The sequence below is a fragment of the Haloarcula litorea genome (genome assembly GCF_029338195.1).
In the GTDB taxonomy this organism is placed as follows: domain Archaea; phylum Halobacteriota; class Halobacteria; order Halobacteriales; family Haloarculaceae; genus Haloarcula; species Haloarcula litorea.
Map to the genome: position 1 here is coordinate 906,465 of NZ_CP119779.1, position 13,399 is coordinate 919,863.

General features: G+C 70.9%; 18 protein-coding genes. 7 read left to right on the forward strand and 11 right to left on the reverse strand.

The genetic code is table 11. The annotated features are described in order from the left end of the window. Window positions 1-67 precede the first annotated feature (67 nt). Together twy1 and P0592_RS04815 are read right to left on the reverse strand one after the other, a co-directional pair. Window positions 68-1,048: a 4-demethylwyosine synthase TYW1 gene (gene twy1, locus P0592_RS04810; protein ID WP_276273136.1), complete on the reverse strand. Its 981-nt coding sequence runs from the start codon at window positions 1,046-1,048 to the stop codon at window positions 68-70. A 46-nt stretch (window positions 1,049-1,094) separates the two neighbouring features. Beyond that, complete coding sequence (locus tag P0592_RS04815) at window positions 1,095-2,138, reverse strand: zinc-binding dehydrogenase (RefSeq protein WP_276273137.1); 1,044 nt, start codon at window positions 2,136-2,138, stop codon at window positions 1,095-1,097. Window positions 2,139-2,218: 80 nt separating this feature from the next. Here P0592_RS04815 and P0592_RS04820 point away from each other — a divergent pair, with 80 nt between their 5' ends. Further along, window positions 2,219-2,941 (forward strand): alanyl-tRNA editing protein, encoded by a 723-nt coding sequence (locus tag P0592_RS04820; protein ID WP_276273138.1) that lies wholly within the window; start codon window positions 2,219-2,221, stop codon window positions 2,939-2,941. Between the two features lie 9 nt (window positions 2,942-2,950). Here P0592_RS04820 and P0592_RS04825 read toward each other — a convergent pair whose 3' ends face one another. After that, window positions 2,951-3,778, reverse strand: coding sequence for a hypothetical protein (locus P0592_RS04825; protein ID WP_276273139.1), 828 nt, complete (start codon window positions 3,776-3,778; stop codon window positions 2,951-2,953). Window positions 3,779-3,977: 199 nt separating this feature from the next. Here P0592_RS04825 and P0592_RS04830 point away from each other — a divergent pair, with 199 nt between their 5' ends. Continuing rightward, the gene (locus P0592_RS04830) at window positions 3,978-4,211 is read left to right on the forward strand and encodes a ribbon-helix-helix domain-containing protein (RefSeq protein WP_276273140.1); all 234 of its coding nucleotides are present in this window, start codon (window positions 3,978-3,980) and stop codon (window positions 4,209-4,211) included. A gap of 132 nt (window positions 4,212-4,343) precedes the next feature. Here the strand turns inward: P0592_RS04830 and P0592_RS04835 are convergent, their stop codons facing one another. After that, window positions 4,344-4,631, reverse strand: a complete 288-nt coding sequence (locus P0592_RS04835; RefSeq protein WP_276273141.1) for a DUF5789 family protein — start codon at window positions 4,629-4,631, stop codon at window positions 4,344-4,346. A 141-nt stretch (window positions 4,632-4,772) separates the two neighbouring features. On the opposite strand from P0592_RS04835, the gene P0592_RS04840 reads away from it, so the two are divergent. From P0592_RS04840 to P0592_RS04855, 4 genes are all read left to right on the forward strand, one after another. After that, window positions 4,773-5,546 carry a PHP domain-containing protein gene (locus tag P0592_RS04840; RefSeq protein ID WP_276273142.1) on the forward strand — a complete coding sequence of 258 codons (774 nt, stop codon included), beginning with the start codon at window positions 4,773-4,775 and terminating at the stop codon, window positions 5,544-5,546. 54 nt (window positions 5,547-5,600) lie between these two features. Beyond that, a complete protein-coding gene (locus P0592_RS04845) occupies window positions 5,601-5,765 on the forward strand; it encodes a DUF6757 family protein (RefSeq protein ID WP_276273143.1) in 165 nt (54 codons plus the stop codon). Window positions 5,766-5,834: 69 nt separating this feature from the next. Next, window positions 5,835-6,302, forward strand: a complete 468-nt coding sequence (locus tag P0592_RS04850; RefSeq protein WP_276273144.1) for a cupin domain-containing protein — start codon at window positions 5,835-5,837, stop codon at window positions 6,300-6,302. A gap of 32 nt (window positions 6,303-6,334) precedes the next feature. Continuing rightward, window positions 6,335-6,475, forward strand: coding sequence for a hypothetical protein (locus P0592_RS04855; RefSeq protein ID WP_276273145.1), 141 nt, complete (start codon window positions 6,335-6,337; stop codon window positions 6,473-6,475). On the opposite strand, the gene P0592_RS04860 is transcribed toward P0592_RS04855, so the two are convergent. The 6 genes from P0592_RS04860 to P0592_RS04885 form a co-directional block, all read right to left on the reverse strand. After that, window positions 6,476-7,000 carry a hypothetical protein gene (locus P0592_RS04860; RefSeq protein WP_276273146.1) on the reverse strand — a complete coding sequence of 175 codons (525 nt, stop codon included), beginning with the start codon at window positions 6,998-7,000 and terminating at the stop codon, window positions 6,476-6,478. A gap of 87 nt (window positions 7,001-7,087) precedes the next feature. Beyond that, window positions 7,088-7,831, reverse strand: coding sequence for a type 1 glutamine amidotransferase (locus tag P0592_RS04865; RefSeq protein WP_276273147.1), 744 nt, complete (start codon window positions 7,829-7,831; stop codon window positions 7,088-7,090). Between the two features lie 59 nt (window positions 7,832-7,890). Then, window positions 7,891-8,340 (reverse strand): DUF2085 domain-containing protein, encoded by a 450-nt coding sequence (locus P0592_RS04870; RefSeq protein WP_276273148.1) that lies wholly within the window; start codon window positions 8,338-8,340, stop codon window positions 7,891-7,893. 3 nt (window positions 8,341-8,343) lie between these two features. Further along, window positions 8,344-9,132, reverse strand: a complete 789-nt coding sequence (locus P0592_RS04875; protein WP_276273149.1) for an NINE protein — start codon at window positions 9,130-9,132, stop codon at window positions 8,344-8,346. A gap of 25 nt (window positions 9,133-9,157) precedes the next feature. Next, complete coding sequence (locus P0592_RS04880) at window positions 9,158-9,931, reverse strand: alpha/beta fold hydrolase (RefSeq protein ID WP_276273150.1); 774 nt, start codon at window positions 9,929-9,931, stop codon at window positions 9,158-9,160. 133 nt (window positions 9,932-10,064) lie between these two features. Next, on the reverse strand, window positions 10,065-10,919 hold the full coding sequence (locus P0592_RS04885; protein WP_276273151.1) for a DUF4013 domain-containing protein: 855 nt from the start codon (window positions 10,917-10,919) through the stop codon (window positions 10,065-10,067). Window positions 10,920-11,187: 268 nt separating this feature from the next. Here P0592_RS04885 and citZ point away from each other — a divergent pair, with 268 nt between their 5' ends. Next, window positions 11,188-12,330 (forward strand): citrate synthase, encoded by a 1,143-nt coding sequence (citZ, locus tag P0592_RS04890; protein ID WP_276273152.1) that lies wholly within the window; start codon window positions 11,188-11,190, stop codon window positions 12,328-12,330. A 598-nt stretch (window positions 12,331-12,928) separates the two neighbouring features. Here citZ and P0592_RS04895 read toward each other — a convergent pair. Further along, window positions 12,929-13,276: a hypothetical protein gene (locus tag P0592_RS04895; protein ID WP_276273153.1), complete on the reverse strand. Its 348-nt coding sequence runs from the start codon at window positions 13,274-13,276 to the stop codon at window positions 12,929-12,931. Window positions 13,277-13,399 lie beyond the last annotated feature (123 nt).

Genomic DNA, 13,399 nt, shown 5'->3' on the forward strand with positions numbered 1-13,399 from the left:
CTTCGCTCGACACCACTCGCGCAAAGACGTGGGCGAAAAACCGCGCTCCCGTCGGTCCCGCCGCCCCTCAGTACTCCACCAGCGCGTCCCGCTCCCAGAACTCGCTGTCCTTCTGGAGCTTCGGGACCCACGTCTCCTCGTCCTCGGCCAGCATCGCGACGTGGGACTCCTCGACCTCCTTGCACACGTCGTGTGGCAGGTACTCGCCCACCGCCTCGGTGAACTCGCGGACCTCCTCGTGGCTGGGCATCGAGTCCCGGTCCAGCCGCCCCCGCGAGTGGCCGACGTGCATGTACGCCTTCATCTCGACGAAGTCGGCGTCGGCGCGGTCGCACATCGCCGCGTACCACTCGGGGTGGTGCATGTTGTGCCCCTTCACGAGCGTCGTGCGGATGACGGTCCGGGTGTCGTCTTTCCCCGCCAGCACGTCCAGCGTGTCGATCAGGGAGTCCCAGGCGTCGCCCTCGACGGCCTTGACCGTCTCGTCAAACGTCTTGCGGTCGGCGGCGTCGACGGAGACGTACAGCTGCGTGGGGTCACACTCCGCGAGCACCTCGGGGTTGGTGCCGTTCGAGACGAGGAACGTGGTGATGTCCCGCTCGTGGAACTCCTCGATGAGTTCCGGGAGATAGGGGTAGAGGGTCGGCTCCCCGTCCAGCGAGATGGCGACGTGGCGCGGTTCCATCGCCTGCTCGAAGACGTCGTCGGGCACCTGGTCGTTGCCGCCGAAACCGGACAGCAGGGTCCGCTGGAGGTCGACGGAGGCGTCGGCGACGGCCGCCGGGTCGTCCCACTCGACGTCGCCCAGTTCGTAGGCGTGGCCGGCGTGGTCCCGCCAGCAGAAGACACACCGCTCGTTGCACTTGACGACCGGCGTCATCTGGATGCAGCGGTGGGACTCGATGCCGTAGAAGATGTACTTGTAACACTTCCCCTCCCCGCGCATCGCGTTCTTCGTCCACCCGCAGGTCTGGGCGGCCGTGTGGTTCTCGCTGTGGTAGGCCGGGTCCGAGACCTGCTTGGGTCCGTCCGATTCGCTGTCGCTCATTACCGACCGGTTCGGCGGCGAGTGGGAAAAGCCGTGTGGAGCGGGGCTAGCCGTCGTACTCGCTGTCGGGGACGACAACCACCTTCCCGAAGCCCTCGCGGTCCTCCAGCATCTCGTGGGCGCGGGCGATCTCGCTCATCGGCAGCACCGCGCGGATGCGGGGCTGGAGGGTGCCGTCCCAGACCAGCGGGAACACCTCGTCGATCTCGCCGGGGGCTCCCATCGTCGATCCCATGACGTCCAGTTGCTTCCAGAAGATGGTCGAGATGTTCGTCTCCGGGGTCGGGCCGGCCGTCGCCCCGCAGGTGACGATGCGCCCGCCCTTCGCCGCGGCGTCCATGTTGTCGGTCCAGTTGTCCCCGCCGACGTGGTCGACCACCACGTCGACCCCGCGGCCGTCGGTCAGGTCGTCGACCGCCTCGACGAAGTCCGTCGCCTCGTAGTCGATGGTGTGGTCGGCACCGATCTCGCGGGCGTAGTCGAGTTTCTCCTCGCTGGAGGCCGTGGCGACCACGGTCGCGCCGGCGTTGGCGGCGATCTGGACCGCCGCGTGGCCCACGCCGCCGGAGGCCCCCTGGACGAGGACGGTGTCGGTCTGGCCGACGTCGGCGCGTGTCTCGAGCATCCGCCAGGCGGTCTGGAAGACCAGCGGCGTGGCCGCGGCCGTCTCCCAGTCGACGCCCTCGGGGAGGTGCACGAGGTTCTCCTCGGGGAGCGCGGTCAGTTCCGACTGGACGCCGCGGGTGTGCTCGCCGACGATGGAGAACTCCTCACAGAGGGTCTCCTCGCCCTTCCGGCAGAACTCACACTCCCCGCAGAACACCGAGGGGTAGACCACCACCCGGTCGCCGGGTTCGAAGCGCGTCACGTCCCCGCCGACCGCCTCGACGACGCCGGCCGCGTCGCTGCCGGGGACGTGAGGGAACGACGGCGGTTCGGGCAGGCCCCGGCGGGTCCAGACGTCGAGGTGGTTCAGCCCCGCGGCCTTCACGTCCACGAGCACCTCCCCCGGACCGGCCTCGGGGTCCGGTTGCTCGCCGTACTCCAGCACCTCGGTCGAACCGGTCTCCTCGTAGTAGACGGATTGCATCGCGTGACACTCAGCCACAGAGACGTATAGAAGGTGGGGGACACACCAACGGCTTTGGCGGTCGGCGGCCAAGCCCAGGTGTGACCGAGCTGCGCTACCTCCCCGACGCCGACGACGTCACCGAGTTCGCGGCGACCGCGACGGAAGCGACGCGCGACTACGTCGTCCTCGACGGCACCTACTTCTACCCCGAGGGCGGCGGCCAGCCGGCCGACCGCGGGCGGCTCTCCTGGGACGGCGGCGAGGCGACGGTCCGGGACGTGCGCAAGAACCACGGCGACGTGCGCCACTACGTCGAGGCGCTGTCGGGCGACCCGCCCGAGCCCGGGGCCACGGTCCGGGGCGAGGTCGACGCCGAGCGCCGGGAGCGGTTGCGCCGGATGCACACCGCCCAGCACGTCGTCTCGCGGGTCGTCCTCGACGAGTTCGACGCGGCGACGGCGGGCAACCAGATCCACGTCGACCGCTCCCGCATCGACTTCGAGCCGGCGGAGTTCGACGACGAGGACCTCCGGACCATCGAGGAACTGAGCAACGAGATCGTCGAGCGGGACCTGCCCGTCGAGAAGGCAGAGCGCCCGCGCGAGGTCGTCGAGGACGAGACGCCGGCCGGCCGGACGCAACTGGACCTCATCCCCGACCACGTCGACCCCCTCCGGGTCGTCGAGATCGAGGGGTTCGACCACTGTCCCTGTGGCGGGACCCACGTCGACAGCACCGGCGCGCTCGGCGGGATCCGGATCGTCGAGCGGACCTCGAAGGGGGCCGACGTCGAGCGCGTGACGGTCGAGCTGAGCGAGTGACGGCGGCGGTCAGTCCCCGGTTCGCTCGGGCCACGGCCCGACGGCGGGTGACTCGGGGTCGAGGTCGGCGACGAACCGCATCGTCGCGACGTTGGCCGCGAGGCCGGCGACGGCGGCGGCCCCGAGGCCGACGACCAGGCCGACGATCGGGACGCTGACGACGACGACCGACGCCACCGGCGAGGCGGCGAGGACGACCAGCGCGAACCCGACGACGTACCGGAGGTACGGTCCGCCGTCCGTGGCGAACCCGTAGGAGGCCCGCGCCGCGTCGACGACGCCGACGCCCCGGAGGACCACGAGATACGGCGTGGCGGCGAACAGGTACGCGGCGGCCACGGACACGGGGATCAGGAGGACGACGACGGGCGCTAGCGCCCACGGGCCGGCACCGATGCCGAGGACGGCAAACGGGAGGAACAGCAGCGCCGGCACGACGTTCAACACGAGGAACGGGCGGAAGTGCTCGCGGACGTTCGCCGCGAAGTCGTAGCTGCCGGCGACCAGCGACTGGCCGATGCTGCCGAAGTAGCCGGCCGCGAGCGCGGCGTTGACCGCCAGCGCGACCGGTACCAGCGCCAGCGAGAGCGGGGACTCGCCGACCGGGACGCCGGCGCTGACGGTCGCGCCGCGGGACGGCGGATCGACGAACGTCCAGACGTCGACGACGCCGATCGGCGAGCCGAGCGAGAAGCCGACGTGGACGCCGTCGAACGCGAGGACCGCACGGACCTTGTCGGTCTGCAACAGCGCGGTGACCACCGGGACGAACGCCAGCGCCAGGACGTCACCGACACGCTCGAAGCCGTCGACGAGCCGGGTCGTCAGCGATGGCACGACGGGTCACCACCGCCCGTCTCGGCCGGATCGACGAGGCTGGCGGGCGACGCGGCTACGACCGATGGGGCGAGTGGAGGGCATCGGTCGACACGTCGATCAGCGCTCACAAATCGTTTGTGTCTGGACGCCGGCGCGGCGGCCACGACCGCGGGCGGCGGCGTCAGGGTTTTCACCACCGACGCGTAACCGAGCGGATATGACCAAAGTGAAGGTCTCGCTGCCGGATCAGGTGGAGTCGGACATCGACCGTCTCGTCGAGCAGGGCGAGTTCCTCAACCGCGACCAGGCCGTCGAAGACCTCCTCTCGCGGGGGATCTCCGCGTACAACGCCACGGCCGAGGAGGACGAGACCGCCGTCGAGGAGGACATGTTCGGAACGACCGACGAACAGCAGGACCCCGCGATGCGGGACGACGACCTCGGGTACTGAGCCGACCGACCGTCGGCCGGGGCCCCGCCGCCGACGTGACGAGCACCTAGGGGAGTGACAGCGGGGTACGAGTGCCCCGGTCGTCGGAGAACCGGGGTGGAATAGCTGGGGCCGGAGTGGGGGGCGGGTCGCCTAGAACGAGACCTCGTCGGGACCCTCCTCGCCCATCGCGATGGGGTCGCGGTCGGAGTATCCCTTGCGGCCGATTGCCTTGCTCGACAGCCCGGCACACGTCGTGAGCATCGCGTCCTCGGCCGTCTCGAACGTCTCCGGGGCCGAGCGGCCGAGCGCGTCGCCGACCGTCTCCGTGCCGTTGGGCAGTTCCAGTGTGGTGTCGCCCTCGGCCTCGATGAGCTCCTCCGTCGTCATCGGGTAGTCGTGCGCCTCGAACGCCTCCGTCGCGTCGGTTAGCATCCGCATATCTCCCGAAAGTGGATGGTCGATAATAAACCTTCACTATTTATAATGTTAATACTCCCTAGTGAGTTTAAGGACCACGGGAGACGCCGTGACACGGACGGCGAGGGGAAGATGCTTGCCGCTGGCCCCGAACGCCTCGGTATGGTTGTCGCGGACCTCCACGTCCACACGACGCGCTCCGACGGGTCGCTCGAACTCGCCGACGTTCCGGCCGCCGCCCGGACGGCCGGCGTCGAGGCCGTCGCGATCACCGACCACGACCGGATCAACCCCCACCTCGACGGGCCGCTGACCACTCGGGACGGCGTCGAGGTGGTCCACGGGATCGAACTGCGGGTCGAGACCGACACACAGCGGCTGGATCTGCTGGGCTACGGCGTCGACCCGACGGAGGAGCTGGTCGCCGAGTGCGAGCGCATCCAGCGGGACCGCCGCGAGCGGGGCCGCCGGATCATCGAGTGCGTCGAGGAACGGCTGGACGCCTCGCTCCCGGTCGAACCCCGAGAGGGGCTGGGTCGGCCACACATCGCGCGGGCGATCGCCGAGGTGTCCGACTACTCCTACGAGGGGGCCTTCGAGCACCTCATCGGCGCGGACTGTCCCTGCTACGTCGCCCGGGACGTGCCCTCCTTCGAGCGGGGCCGGGCGCTGCTGGCCGACGCCTGCGGGCTGGTCGGGCTCGCCCACCCCTGTCGGTACGACGACACCGAGGCCGCGCTGGCCCGCTGCGCGCAACTGGACGCCGTCGAACTGTGCTACCCCTACGGGTTCGCGGCCGACACCGACCCCGTCGCGGACGCCGTCGAGGCCCACGACCTCCTCCCGACCGGCGGCAGCGACGCCCACGACGACCGGCTGGGACGGGCGGGCCTGGACGCCGCCGGGTGGCACCGCGTCCGGGACGCCGTCGTCTGACGGCCGGCAGACGCAATCCGAGGGTTCAATGCGCTCGGGCACCAACCGTCGCGTATGCAGTGTCACTACTGCGACCGGGACGCGGACATCGCCGTCGAGAGCGACGGCGTGAAAGTCGGGGTCTGCAAGACGCACTTCCGCGAACAGATGGCGGAGCTCGAGGACGCCGACTGGCTCGAGGACCTCGACGAGGAACTCGACATCGACCGGCGAGAGTAGTCCCGTCGCCCCCGCACGGTCTGCCCTCCCCCGCACAACGTTTTACCGCCGCCACTCCACAGCCCCCGTATGGAGCACGTCAGCCTCGACGACGTCGACTCGCGGATGGGACCGGCCGACGTGAAGCGGTCGCTGTCGAACGCGCTCGACACCACTGACCTGGCGGCCAACTACTACGAGCTCGCGCCGGGCGAGACGTTCGGCCTGGGCTACCACCGCCACCCCGCCCAGGAGGAGGTGTTCTACGTCCAGGCCGGCACCGCCACCTTCGAGACCGAGGACGGCGACGTGACCGTCGACGCGGGCGAGGCCGTCCGGTTCGCCCCCGGCGAGTGGCAGCTGGGGCGCAACGACGGCGACGAGCGCGTGGTCGCGCTGGCGCTGGGCGCGCCCAAGGACGCCCGCGAGACGGAGATGGTCCGCCGCTGCGAGGACTGTGGCGGCCGCACCGAACAGCGCGTCGAACTCACCGACGACCGGGACGCGCTGGTGACGCTGTGTACCGCCTGCGGGGCCGAGACCGGGCGATTCACCTGACACTTTAGGTACCCGGCCGCCGACGGCCCGGTATGCTCTCGCTCGGACAGAAGCTGATCGCGATGGTCACCCTCCTCGTCCTGGTCGCCGTCGTCGCGGTGTTGTCACCCATCTACGGGGTCGTCGTCCTGCTTGTCGCCGCGCCGCTCGCGGTCGCGATCCTCCGCCGGTGACTACCCGTCGGCGGTCGCGTCGACACCACACGTCGTCTGGAAGGCGACGGCACCGTCGGGCGTGATCGTCAGATCGCCCCGGACGGACTCGGTCCCGCGCCGGCAACTGAACTGCGCCCACGCGCGGACGCGGCTGTCGCCGGTCGTCGTCCGTACCACGACCCAGACCGACGCGCCGGGTTCGACGTCGTCGACCGTGGTCCCGATGCCGCTGTCGGCCGGGACGCGGAACGTCTCGGTCGTGACGTTCGCCCCGAGCAGTCGGACGTCCGTGACGTTCGTCAGCGCCGCCGGCGACACGCCAGTCAGGTCCCCGATCGGGCGCTGGCGGGTCGTCCCGTTGGCGTAGGTGAACGCGACGCCGGTGGGCTCGTCCGGGACGACCGAGAGTCCCACGTCGTACGGCCGGTCGTCGCCGTTGGTCACCGAGAACTGGAGCGTCCCCGTGGGGTCGGCCGGTCCACCGCCCAGACCGAGACAGCCGGCGGTCAGACAGCACACCGCGAGGGCGAGGGCGAGGCGCATACCCTCCTTTTCGGCTGCCTGACACGAAAGGGTTGGCGGTCGACGCGTCGGCCCCGCCGGCGACGGGACCGACCCGCCGACGGGCGATCAGTCGTCGTCCGCGGCGGTCGACGCGTCGGCCCCGAGCCCGTCGCCGCCGGCCGTCGCCGACGCGTCCCGGCCCCGCTCGCGCACGTAGTCGGTGAAGTTCTCGAAGAGCTGCTTGGCCTCGCAGGCCGCGGCGTAGTTCTCCTCGGTGATGCCGTCGAGCACCCGTTCGATGCGCGCCTCGGGCAGGTCCTTGCCCGCGGTGACCCGCTCGGCCGTCTCGGGGTCGTACTCGGGGTGGAACTGGACCGCGAACACGTCGCCCTGGCGGAAGCCGTGGACGCCGTAGTCGTTCTGTGCGAACTGCGTCGCGCCCGGCGGCACCTCCGCGACGGTGTCGGAGTGGGTGGTGAACACGGTGAACGACTCGGAGACGCCGTCAAGCAGCGGCGTCGAGCCGTCGTGTTCGACGGTGCGGTAGCCGATCTCGTAGTCGTCCATCGGCGCGACCCGGCCGCCCAGCGCGCGGGCCAGCAGCTGGTGGCCGAAACAGACGCCCAGGAACGGCAGCCCGCGGTCGACGGCCTCGCGGACCCACGACTCCAGCTCGCGGATCCACGGCTCGTCCCAGTACGCGGAGGCGCGAGAGCCCGTGAGCAGACAGGCGTCGAACGCGAAGTCGTCGGGCAGTTCGCGTTCGGTGACGTCGTACTCCACGAGGTCGGCGTCGAGTTCGCGCCGGAAGTTCCGACGGTTGTCCGCGCCGTCGTGGGCCGCGTTCAGCAGGGCGATGCGCAGCGTCATCTGTCGGTACCTATCCGTTCGGCCACAAAAAGACCACGCATCGCCGGAAACGTTGCCGCTCACTCGGACAGCCACAGGCCGGCCGCCGCGAGCGCGCCGTACCAGACCGCGACCGCCAGCAGTGCGGGCGCGAGCGTCGTCAGGAACCACGGGACCGCGACGCCGTATGCCGCCCCCAGCAGGAGTCCGGTGGCCGTCCGGACGGCGTTGTGGCCCCGCCGGTCGGTGAACGTCGTCGCGGTCCAGTCGACCAGCGCCGGCAGCGGGCCGACGGCGACCAGCGGGAACCACGCCCCCCGTCCGACCCCGAGCAGGAACGCCGTCACGCCCAGCGCGATCCCGGGGTAGACGCCCGAACACCGCGCACAGAGCCGGACGGTGCGGCCGGCGACCGAGAGCCGGTGACAGCGGTGGTACTCCGCGGGCGTGTGGTGCGAGAGGAGGTAGGGTGCCGTCGCGGCCAGCCCGCGACGGAGTTCGCGGCGCAGTTCGGTCCGGTCTGTGGGCATCGCTCAGTCGTCGACGTACCGCCGCTGGAACTCCTCGTCGGTCTTGGTCAGGTAGATGATCCCCTCGATGATGCCGGCCAGGCCCGGCAGCCCGGTCCAGAAGAAACAGAGGTAGAGGACGCCGATGCCGGTGTTGCCGAGGTAGAAGTGGTGGGCTCCGAAGCTCCCGAGGATCAGCGCGAAGACCCCCGCCGTCACTCGGTCCTTCTTGCTCCCACCGCCCGACCCGCCGTCGCTCCCGGCCTCGCTCTGGTCGGCCCCGCACTCGGGGCAGAACTTCGTGTCCGGGTCCAGTGCCGTGCCACAGGAGTGACAGTACTTCTCGTCGGCGTCTGTGTCCGCGTCGGACTCGCCGGCGTCTGTGTCCGCGTCGGACTCGTCGGCGTCTGTGTCCGCGTCGAACTCCGCGGCGCTGGGCGTCCACTCGTCGTCGGCATCGTCGCCCCCGGTCGACTCCGTCTCGTCGTCGGCATCGTCGCCTCCGGTCGACCCCGCGTCGTCGTCCTCGTCGGCGTCGTCCGTCGGGTCTGCGTCGCCGTCGTCGGCGGCCTCCGCGTCCGGGTCGGAAGCGGCCCTGCTCGCGTCCGCCTCGTCCGCCGTCGCCGTGTCGGCCGCCTCGTCGGCCTCGTCGGCCGGCGCGTCGTCGGGCTCCGGCTCGCTCTCGGTGTCCTCGGCCGCCTCGGCGTCGGGATCGGAAGCGGCCCTGCTCGCCGCCTCGTCGTCGGCCGCGTCGGCGTTCTCGTCGGGTGGCGACTCGTCCGCCTCGTCGTGATCGTCGTCCTGCGGGGACATACCAGCCGACTCGACGGGCCGGGAATTAAAGCCCGGGGTCGGCGTGCTCGTCGAGGAACGCGGTCAGCCGGTCCGTGACCGCGGGCGCGTGCTCGACGTACGAGCAGTGGCGGCCCTCGACGGCGGTCGCCTCGCCCCGGGGGAGGTCGGCGGCCAGCGACTCGGCGGCGGCCGTCGGCACCACCGGGTCGTCGACGCCGTAGTACACCGCGGTCGGCAGCGTCACCTCGTACAGCGGCGGCGCGTCGAAGGCCAGCGCCGCGGCGACCTGCGCCTCGAAGGCGTCGCCGGTCGCGTCCTCCGCGCGCCGCCACTCGGTGATGCGCTCGACGAGGGCCGTCTCCTCGCGGAACGCCGGTGAGAACGCGCCCGACAGCGACGCCTCGGCCCCGGCGTCCAGCGAGAGGTCCCGCAGCGCCGCCGCGTCCAGCGCCTCGCCGGCAGCGGCGGTGTTGTACAGCGTCAGCGTCCGCGCCCGGTTGTACCGGTGGGCGTACGCAAGCGCGACCATCCCGCCCAACCCGGCACCGACGAGGTGGGCGCTCCCGACCCCGTGAGCCGAGAGGACGGCTTCGAGATCGCTCGCCAGTGTGTTCACGTCGTACGGGCCCGCGGGCGCGTCCGACTCGCCGGTCCCGCGGAGGTCCCACACCAGCGCCTCGTAGGGGCCGGCGACGGCGTCGACGTGCCACCCCCAGAGCCACGCGCCGTAGCCGGCGTCGGTGACGAACACGACGGTCGGCCCGTCCCCGCTGGTCTCGTAGTGCAGCGTCACGCCGTCGGTGGTCGCGGTCGGCATCGATCGCCCGTTCGCCCCGCCTCGGCCTGTCGCTTTCGGTCGCCCGCTCCGCGGCGATCCATCGGCCGTCCCGGCGATCGACCGGGCCGCCGTCGAGCGGTGTCGGCGCGACCGAGACGGACCGTCCCGACGGCTACCGGTGCTCGCCGGCCTCGGCGACCTCCGGGACCGACCGCCGGGAGCCCGCGTCGGCGACCGACGACGCGGGATCGGCCGCGGTCGCCGGGACGACGCCGTCGGCGGCCGCCGCCCGGTACTGGTACCCCCAGAACGCCGCCGAGGCGTAGGCCGCGTACGTCGAGACGAACGGCGACGCCAGGAGCGTCAGCAGCGCCGCCACCCAGAGCGTCGCGGCCGCGAACGCGAAGGCGGCCCAGCCGGCGAACGCCCGGACGTACCGGGGCGAGCCGGCGAACGCGCCGGCGTCCCGCCCCGTGAACGCCCGCGTGACCCGGCCGGTCGCGGCGTAGGTCGTCAGCACCGCGGGCGTGACGTACAGCCCCGCGCCGGCGACCACCACCAGCGCGAGGTTCGACAGGCCCCGCGAGAGGCCGAGCGCAACGGTCAGATCCGCCACTGCCACGCCCACGGCGAGGGTCGCGCCGGCGACGAGCGCGAGCGCGAGGACGACCCGCAGACCGTCGACGAACAGCCGGCCGAAGTCGTCGAAGGAGGGCGGCGTCTCGCCGCGGGCGGCCGTCGCGGTCAGTCGGAACCCGTAGCCGTACGCGAACAGTTTCAGCGGCGGCAGTAGCGTGCCGAGGAGGCTGACGACGGCCCCCAGGAGGAACGGTTCGTACCCGTCGCTGGTCGGATACGCGAACGAGAACGAGAGGCTCCCCCGCTCGAAGAGGGCGTCGCCGTCGGCCGACGCCGTCGTCGCGTTCGTCTCCTGTTCGGTGCCGGGGTCGCCCCGCCGCTGGCCGCACTCGCGGCAGAACGAGTCGCTCGCGCCGACCTCGGCCCCACACGCCGTACAGTACGGCATACGGTGACACGTTCGTCCGGCCGGGGCTTCGGTCTTTCCCCGGTTCCCCCTCGCTCGCCCTGTGGTTCGTCGGCCTGACCACCGTCGGTGGGGTCCACGTCGGGACCGGCCGGGATACGACAGTCGGCCGAATACGTTCGCACAAAGAGTGAGTGTTTGACCTCCGCCGGACAGAACTGGCTGATCGTCCACTTCGACGAGGGTCGACAGTCGGCTGAGGCACCCGGAAAGAAAATGCTTTTCCCGGCAGGTTGGGTACGATGCGGGTATGTCCGACGACCTCAAGAAGGGGCTGGAGGGTGTCCTCGTCGCTGAGTCCGACCTGAGCTATATCGACGGCGACGCGGGCAACCTCGTCTACCGGGGCTACACGATCGAGGACCTCGCCAACGGTGCCAGCTACGAGGAGGTGCTGTACCTCCTCTGGTACGGCCACCTCCCCGACGCCGAGGAACTCGACGAGTTCAAGTCGGAGATGGTCAGCGAGCGGACCGTCGACGACGGGGTGCTGGCGACGGTCCGGGAACTCGCCGAGAGCGACGAGAACCCGATGGCCGCGCTCCGGACGGCGGTCTCGATGCTGTCGGCGTTCGACCCCGCGAAGGGTGGCGACCCCACCGACGAGGACGTCAACCTCGCGGTCGGCCGCCGCATCACCGCGAAGATCCCGACCGTCATCGCGGCGTTCACCCGCATCCGCAACGGCGAGGAGCCGGTCGAGCCCCGCGAGGACCTCGACCACGCCGCGAACTTCCTCTACATGCTCAACGGCGAGGAGCCCGACGAGGTCAGCGCCGACGTCTTCGACCAGGCCCTGGTGCTCCACGCCGACCACGGGATCAACGCCTCGACGTTCTCGGCGATGGTCACCGCCTCCACCCTCTCGGACCTCCACAGCGCCGTCACCTCCGCCATCGGCACCCTGAAGGGCCCGCTCCACGGCGGCGCGAACCAGGACGTGATGGAGATGCTCAAGGAGGTCGACGACGCCGAGATGGACCCCCTGGAGTGGGTCAAGACCGCCCTCGACGAGGGGCGGCGCGTCTCCGGGTTCGGCCACCGCGTCTACAACGTCAAGGACCCCCGCGCGAAGATCCTCGGCGAGCGCTCGAAGGAACTCGGCGAGGCCGCCGGCTCCCTGAAGTGGTACGAGATGTCCACGACGATCGAGGAGTACCTCCAGGAGGAGAAGGGCCTGGCCCCGAACGTCGACTTCTACTCCGCCTCCACCTACTACCAGATGGGCATCCCCATCGACATCTACACCCCCATCTTCGCGATGTCCCGCGTCGGCGGCTGGGTCGCCCACGTCGTCGAGTACATCGACGACAACCGGCTCATCCGGCCCCGCGCCCGCTACACCGGCCCCCAGCCCGAGGACACCGAGTTCGTCCCCCTCGACGAGCGGTAGTCACCGTTTGCTGTCTGTACCGCGCCGGAGGCGCGGTTTCACGCGAATCGCGGAGCGATTCGCGCTTTTTCGCCCACGTTTTTCGAGGAGCGGTGCGCGAACGTAGTGGGCGCACCCGACGACGAAAAAGGTGGTCGGCGACCGGCTCATCCGGCCCCGCGCCCGCTACACCGGTCCCCAGCCCGAGGACACCGAGTTCGTCCCCCTCGACGAGCGGTAGCCGACACCCGTTTTCAGCCGACGAGCAGGCTCACGACGACCGCGACCCCCATCAGTACGAACAGGAGCACCAGCCCGAGGAGCATAAACCGGTCCGCGCCGTCCATACCCGTTCGTAGGGACTGATACCCTATCAGCGAACTGCCGTAGTGTGAGCGTCACCGACACGGGCGGACGTCCCGGCGGTGCGTGGCCGGGAGTCGCCTCCGTGCGACGACCCGGGGAAAGGCAGGCCACAGCGAGCACACGGCGAGTGAAGCGAGCCGTTTCACCGGTCGCGCGGAGCGCGACCGGCCGTTTTTCCCCAAGTTTTTGCGAGGAGCCCTCTCCGCAGCGAGCCTTCGGCTCGCGAGGAAGGGCGACGAAGTAAAAAGTGGGTCTACAGAAAATCGCGGACGTCCGAGTACCACATGTCGTGGTCGTCGACGGCGTCGATGGCCTCGGCGACCCGGACGGCGATGGCGTGCCAGCACAGCTCGTCGGGGTCGTCGGTGTCGAGGTTGTACTCGGCGTCGGCACAGCCGCAGTCGCCGTCCTCGACGATGTACTCGTCCTCGAACCCGACGACGACGGTGAAATCGCGGTAGCGCTTGACGCGGCTCTCGCCGACGGCCTCGATGGCCTTCCGGCCGCGGTCGCCGTGGGCGTCGACGATGGCCGACACTGCCTCGGGGGAGAGCTCCCCGGCCTCAGACAGCGTCGTCGCCCAGTCGTCGACGGCGGTCACGGGCGTGCTACGGCGAGCCGCGACAAAACAGCGTCGCCTCGCGTCGTCGCGCGCGCGCGGCGGGCGACCTCGTGCGGGCCGACCGGCGCTGGCCCGCGTTCGCGGCCGGTAGCGTCGGCTTAC

What these genes read in the sequence shown, in the direction of transcription:
- P0592_RS04860 (WP_276273146.1), bottom strand. Translation starts at nt 7,000, where the DNA reads ATGCGCCTCGCCCTCGCCCTCGCGGTGTGCTGTCTGACCGCCGGCTGT.
- P0592_RS04875 (WP_276273149.1), bottom strand. Translation starts at nt 9,132, where the DNA reads ATGTCCCCGCAGGACGACGATCACGACGAGGCGGACGAGTCGCCACCC.
- P0592_RS04865 (WP_276273147.1), bottom strand. Translation starts at nt 7,831, where the DNA reads ATGACGCTGCGCATCGCCCTGCTGAACGCGGCCCACGACGGCGCGGAC.
- P0592_RS04835 (WP_276273141.1), bottom strand. Translation starts at nt 4,631, where the DNA reads ATGCGGATGCTAACCGACGCGACGGAGGCGTTCGAGGCGCACGACTAC.
- P0592_RS04870 (WP_276273148.1), bottom strand. Translation starts at nt 8,340, where the DNA reads ATGCCCACAGACCGGACCGAACTGCGCCGCGAACTCCGTCGCGGGCTG.
- twy1 (WP_276273136.1), bottom strand. Translation starts at nt 1,048, where the DNA reads ATGAGCGACAGCGAATCGGACGGACCCAAGCAGGTCTCGGACCCGGCC.
- P0592_RS04855 (WP_276273145.1), top strand. Translation starts at nt 6,335, where the DNA reads ATGCTCTCGCTCGGACAGAAGCTGATCGCGATGGTCACCCTCCTCGTC.
- P0592_RS04850 (WP_276273144.1), top strand. Translation starts at nt 5,835, where the DNA reads ATGGAGCACGTCAGCCTCGACGACGTCGACTCGCGGATGGGACCGGCC.
- P0592_RS04845 (WP_276273143.1), top strand. Translation starts at nt 5,601, where the DNA reads ATGCAGTGTCACTACTGCGACCGGGACGCGGACATCGCCGTCGAGAGC.
- citZ (WP_276273152.1), top strand. Translation starts at nt 11,188, where the DNA reads ATGTCCGACGACCTCAAGAAGGGGCTGGAGGGTGTCCTCGTCGCTGAG.
- P0592_RS04815 (WP_276273137.1), bottom strand. Translation starts at nt 2,138, where the DNA reads ATGCAATCCGTCTACTACGAGGAGACCGGTTCGACCGAGGTGCTGGAG.
- P0592_RS04840 (WP_276273142.1), top strand. Translation starts at nt 4,773, where the DNA reads ATGGTTGTCGCGGACCTCCACGTCCACACGACGCGCTCCGACGGGTCG.
- P0592_RS04880 (WP_276273150.1), bottom strand. Translation starts at nt 9,931, where the DNA reads ATGCCGACCGCGACCACCGACGGCGTGACGCTGCACTACGAGACCAGC.
- P0592_RS04830 (WP_276273140.1), top strand. Translation starts at nt 3,978, where the DNA reads ATGACCAAAGTGAAGGTCTCGCTGCCGGATCAGGTGGAGTCGGACATC.
- P0592_RS04885 (WP_276273151.1), bottom strand. Translation starts at nt 10,919, where the DNA reads ATGCCGTACTGTACGGCGTGTGGGGCCGAGGTCGGCGCGAGCGACTCG.